The 4,489-nt window shown below is 52.8% G+C and carries 4 protein-coding genes; 2 read left to right on the forward strand and 2 right to left on the reverse strand.

Annotated features, from left to right (window positions below):
* Positions 1-73: 73 nt before the first annotated feature.
* Positions 74-709 carry a riboflavin synthase gene (locus tag NW857_RS12360; protein WP_414337323.1) on the reverse strand — a complete coding sequence of 212 codons (636 nt, stop codon included), beginning with the start codon at positions 707-709 and terminating at the stop codon, positions 74-76.
* Between the two features lie 13 nt (positions 710-722).
* On the reverse strand, positions 723-2,441 hold the full coding sequence (locus tag NW857_RS12365) for an ABC-F family ATP-binding cassette domain-containing protein (RefSeq protein ID WP_414337322.1): 1,719 nt from the start codon (positions 2,439-2,441) through the stop codon (positions 723-725).
* Positions 2,442-2,718: 277 nt separating this feature from the next.
* Between NW857_RS12365 and NW857_RS12370 the strand changes: the two genes are divergently transcribed.
* Entirely contained in the window at positions 2,719-3,579 is an 861-nt protein-coding gene (locus NW857_RS12370) for a hypothetical protein (RefSeq protein WP_414337321.1), read from the forward strand.
* Positions 3,580-3,843: 264 nt separating this feature from the next.
* Positions 3,844-4,152 (forward strand): OB-fold nucleic acid binding domain-containing protein, encoded by a 309-nt coding sequence (locus NW857_RS12375; protein WP_414337320.1) that lies wholly within the window; start codon positions 3,844-3,846, stop codon positions 4,150-4,152.
* Positions 4,153-4,489: the final 337 nt, after the last annotated feature.

Raw genomic sequence — 4,489 nt, forward strand, 5'->3', positions numbered from 1 at the left:
AATACATCCAGAATCAGTCAGAGGGTGCTATCCATCCCCACCGTATAGACGGTGGGGAATTCCGCACCTTACGTTAAACGTAGCCGTGCTCGGCCAGAAACTCCAGAGAAATGCCGCTCTCCGGCGGAGCCAGGCCCAACAATTTTTCCACATACTTGCCCAGCATGTCCGCCTCCACGTTCACCGGATCCCCCACCTGCAGCAGGGAGAGGTTGGTCTCGCGGTAGGTCTGCGGGATCACCGCCACCTTAAACCAGCAGCCCCCCTGGCGCGCCTCGGCAATGGTCAGGCTCACGCCGTTCACCGCCACGCTGCCTTTGGGCACGATGTAGCGCCCAATCTCCGCAGGAACTTTGAAGCTCAGCTCCCAGGCGTTGCCACTGGCGACCTGATCCCACAGTTGTCCCACTCCATCGATATGGCCGCTGACGAAATGTCCCCCCAGCTTGTCTCCCACGCGCAGGGAAGGTTCGAGGTTAACCGTGCGCGGGCGGGATCCCTGGCCCCAAACCGAGCGGCGCAGCGTTTCCGGCGAGACATCGGCCAAAAAGCCATCGGGCAGAATCTCCACCACCGTCAGGCAGAGGCCGTCTACCGCCACGCTATCGCCGTAGGCCAACTGCGGCTGTAGCTCTGGGCAGGTAACCCGTAGCTGTGAAGAACTGATCAACTGGGCTGTGCCGAGACTGCGCACCAAACCTGTGAACATGACTCTGCCCTCCTTAAGCTTTGCCAGCTGCTTTTTTGGCTTTTTGTTTTTCTCGCTCTTTGGCTCGTTTTTCAGCAGCTTTGGCTGCTTTTTCAGCAGCAATCCGCTCTTGTCGAGCTCTCTCTTTCTCTTCGGCAATCTTCTCCAAGTAGTAGTGGTAATCGCCCTGGTAGGCTACCAACTCGCCGTTGCGGATCTCGACAATTTTATTGGCCACTTTTGAGATAAAGTAGCGATCATGAGAGACCAGAATTGCCGTGCCGTCGTAATGCTGTAGAGCCTCTTCCAACATCTCCTTGGCTGGAATATCCAGGTGGTTGGTGGGCTCATCCAGGATCAACACATTGGCCGGTTGCAGCAGCATTTTTGCCAGGGCCAAGCGGGCTTTTTCTCCCCCACTCAAAGCTGCTACTTTCTTAAAAACAGCGTCGCCGCTGAAGAGAAAGCGCCCCAGCAGCGTGCGCACTTCCTCATTGTTCCAGTCGGGGACTTCGTCATGAATTGTATCGATCACGGTTTTGTTCAGATCCAAAGCCTCTGCCTGATTTTGCTCAAAGTAGGCAGGAATAACATTGTGGGGCCCCAATTTTGCGGATCCCTCGGTCGGCTGCTCCAGGCCGGTGATAAGGCGGAGCAGCGTCGATTTTCCCGCCCCATTGGGTCCTAAAAAGGCGACGCGATCCCCGCGTTCGATCAGCAGTTCTGCGCCCAAAAATAGAATTTTGTCGCCATAAATGTGGGTTAGGTTTTCGATCTTCACCACCTCGCGGCCACTGCGGGGGGCAGGAGGGAAGCGAAACCTAAGGGTGCGCACATCGCCAACCGGCGCTTCCACGCGCGCGATTTTTTCTAGTTGTTTTTCGCGGCTCTTGGCCTGGGTGCTGCGGGTGGCGCTGGCCCGAAAGCGATCGATGAAGGCCTGTTGCTTTTCGATCTCTTTTTGTTGTCGCTCGTAAGCCGACTGTTGCGCTTCTCGTTGCTCAGCTTTTTGTGCCAGATATTGAGAATAATTGCCTAGGTAGGTTCTGGAAACACCTCGCTCTGTCTCCACAATTTGGGTACAAAGTCGATCCAAAAACTCGCGGTCGTGGGAGACGATCACCATAGGGATCGTCAAGCTCTTGAGGTAGTTTTCCAGCCACTCGATGGTCTCCAAATCCAGGTGGTTGGTGGGCTCGTCCAGCAACAGCAAATCCGGCTCCTGTAGCAGAATCTTGCCCAAGGCGATGCGCATCTGCCAGCCGCCGCTGAAGGCGCTCACCAGGCGATCCCCATCCTGCGGCTCAAATCCCATTTCCGGCAAGATTTTGTCGATGCGGGCCGCCAGTTCATAGCCGTGTAGGCTCTCAAATTGCCGCTGCAGGCGATCCAGACGGCGCAGAAGGGACTCTAAGGTGTCGGGATCCGCCTGTTCCATCTGCCCGGTGACCTGGGCCATCTCCGACTGGATGCGGCTTTCTTCCCGAAAGACCGTCCACAGCTCCTCTCGCACCGTTCGGGCGGGATCCACCTCAAACTCCTGGCTGAGATAGACGATGCGCAGGTTGGCAGGGCGGATCACCTCGCCGCTGGTCGGGTCTTCTTGCCCACAAATGATCTTGAGCTGGGTGGTTTTGCCAGCCCCATTCACGCCCACCAAGCCGATGCGATCCCCGGGCTTGACCTCCCAGGTCACGTCCTTGAGCACCTCGCCGGTGGGGTAGATCTTGCTGATGTGTTCCAGTCGTAGCATGGCGTTCCTCGGTTCTGGGGGCCGACGGGGGAAATGTGGCGTTTTCTTTACATGCCTCACTCATCTTAGGCAGTCTTGGGATCCGCGTCCACGGGCCCTGGGCGGTTCCCGCTTCGTTTTTTCATCTTTTCATCTCGTCTTCTCCACTCGATGGTCGTTTTGCCGGTACCTGCTGAGGCCTTTAACATTTTCGATACTTAATTCGGAGCTTAAACTGTCCTTAACCACTAATAGAAAAAACTGAGCTAGTTTATAACTAAGTTTAGGGTAGCCCAAGATGGCCAGCACTATTGTTAGAAAGAGGGATCGGCTAATATTACGCTCGCAGAATGACTGGTTTTCGCTTTTTATACTTATATTTGTTGCATCTGCTTTCCTCTCATTTGCCACTCTTCAGGCTGCTAGTGTAGATAGCCTAGAGATATCTTGTGTAAAGAGGGGATTTAGGATGGCGGATTGTCAATTTACAACCATCCCCAAGCTTAGGATTTTTCCTCCTTCTAACAAAATCTACTCGGAAATTACAGGAGCTGAACATCAAACCGAAGTTGAAGAGTTTATAGATGATGAGGGAGATAAGTCTTATACTTATAGCTACTACCTAATTCTGTTCACAAGTGGAAGGATTTTGGATAGAGTGGAGGTCGATAGCAATAATCGCGCCCAATGGGCCAGTGAGCAAATCAATCAGTTCTTAGGCGAAGGCCAGGGAAGTTTAAACGTTGTCCACCATGATCTTCCGTCAAAATCTATGGATGCATTCTCTGCAGCCATTATCTTTTCATCCATTAGTCTAATTCCTCTTTTTATGTTATTTTTAATAATAAACTATGAGTCTGTTGATATTAATGGTCAGCTTAGAAAAGTTATAGTTACCCAGATTAATTTGCTGTCTAATAGAAAAACTTTTGTTGACTTCGAGGATGTCAAAAGTATTAGCCTCATAGAAAAAGTCGATAGTGATGGGTATAAGCTCTACGAGCTCAAACTTCAAACTAGAACGGCGGGTGAGATCACGTTGTTTACATCCTACATAGAAGAGAAAGCTGAGACTTTAGGAAGAGAAATTGCCACCCTGACGATGCGCCGCATTGACAGAAAAGCTCTTCCCGAACCGGAGAGGGGAGCCGCTGACTAAACGCCGTAGGAGCGTGCTTGCAAAAAAGTTTGGGACAGGAAGTTTAGCTCTTGCAAAATCCCCGAAAATGTTAAGAGAGCCCTAGGGAAGCAAAGACGCGATTTAGGGTTAAGGTATCTTTGATTTGCGTTTAAGCTTGTTGACGTGTTCTTCTTGGATTGTTAGACCCGAGGCAGTTTTTAACAATGTCGGGGTTCTTTGTATGAGGGTTGCGCCTGGATATGTTGCTCTGACTTTTCTAGCACTAGCGGTGGGGGTTCTCCTGTGCAAGCTCAGGTTCTTATTCGTGAGCTCCAGCGTTATACCGGGGTTTTGGTTGCCGGTCGGATCACGAGCGTTTTCGGCAACAAGTTTATTTTGGACGATGGAACGGGCCAACTGCTTGTTGACGCCGGCCCAAGCTGGTACCGCCAGATCCAACTGGTGCCCGGCGAGCGGGTTACGGTGCTGGGGAAGTACGACGATGAAGACTTCGACGCTTACCGGATCACCCGCGAGAACGGTGAGGTCATCGAGATTCGTCCGGCAAGCGGCCCACCACCCTGGGCGGGAGGTTCCCGCGATCCCAGATAGGGCTCCAGGTTTTAAACCTTTTCCAATGCTTGCTTGTTGCTGATCGCTGCCGATCCTTGTCAACACTGTCAGGGATCCTGACTCCAGGCGGTGTTTTTATTTGAAGCTGCTCAGGACGTTTCTCGTGCTCTGCGCTGCCTGTTCCTTGGCCCCAATCCCTCTTCCAATGCTTGGGACTGGGGGGGAGGACGCCGAGGGCCCAAAGCGGGTCTGGCGACTAAGGGATCCACTCCAGGCCAAAGCCAAAGCTGGATTCCTGTGCCAAGGTCGAGTTGCGCAAGCTATAGCGAGCAGAAAGGCGAAAGGAAGGGCTGATGGCGTAGGCAGCGGTGATCTC

It is taken from the genome of Synechococcus sp. H55.9, assembly GCF_047462355.1.
Lineage (GTDB): Bacteria > Cyanobacteriota > Cyanobacteriia > Thermostichales > Thermostichaceae > Thermostichus.

Bases quoted from the DNA above. Each gene is read 5' to 3' on its own strand.
- NW857_RS12370 (WP_414337321.1), top strand. From the start codon at position 2,719: ATGGCCAGCACTATTGTTAGAAAGAGGGATCGGCTAATATTACGCTCG.
- NW857_RS12360 (WP_414337323.1), bottom strand. From the start codon at position 709: ATGTTCACAGGTTTGGTGCGCAGTCTCGGCACAGCCCAGTTGATCAGT.
- NW857_RS12365 (WP_414337322.1), bottom strand. From the start codon at position 2,441: ATGCTACGACTGGAACACATCAGCAAGATCTACCCCACCGGCGAGGTG.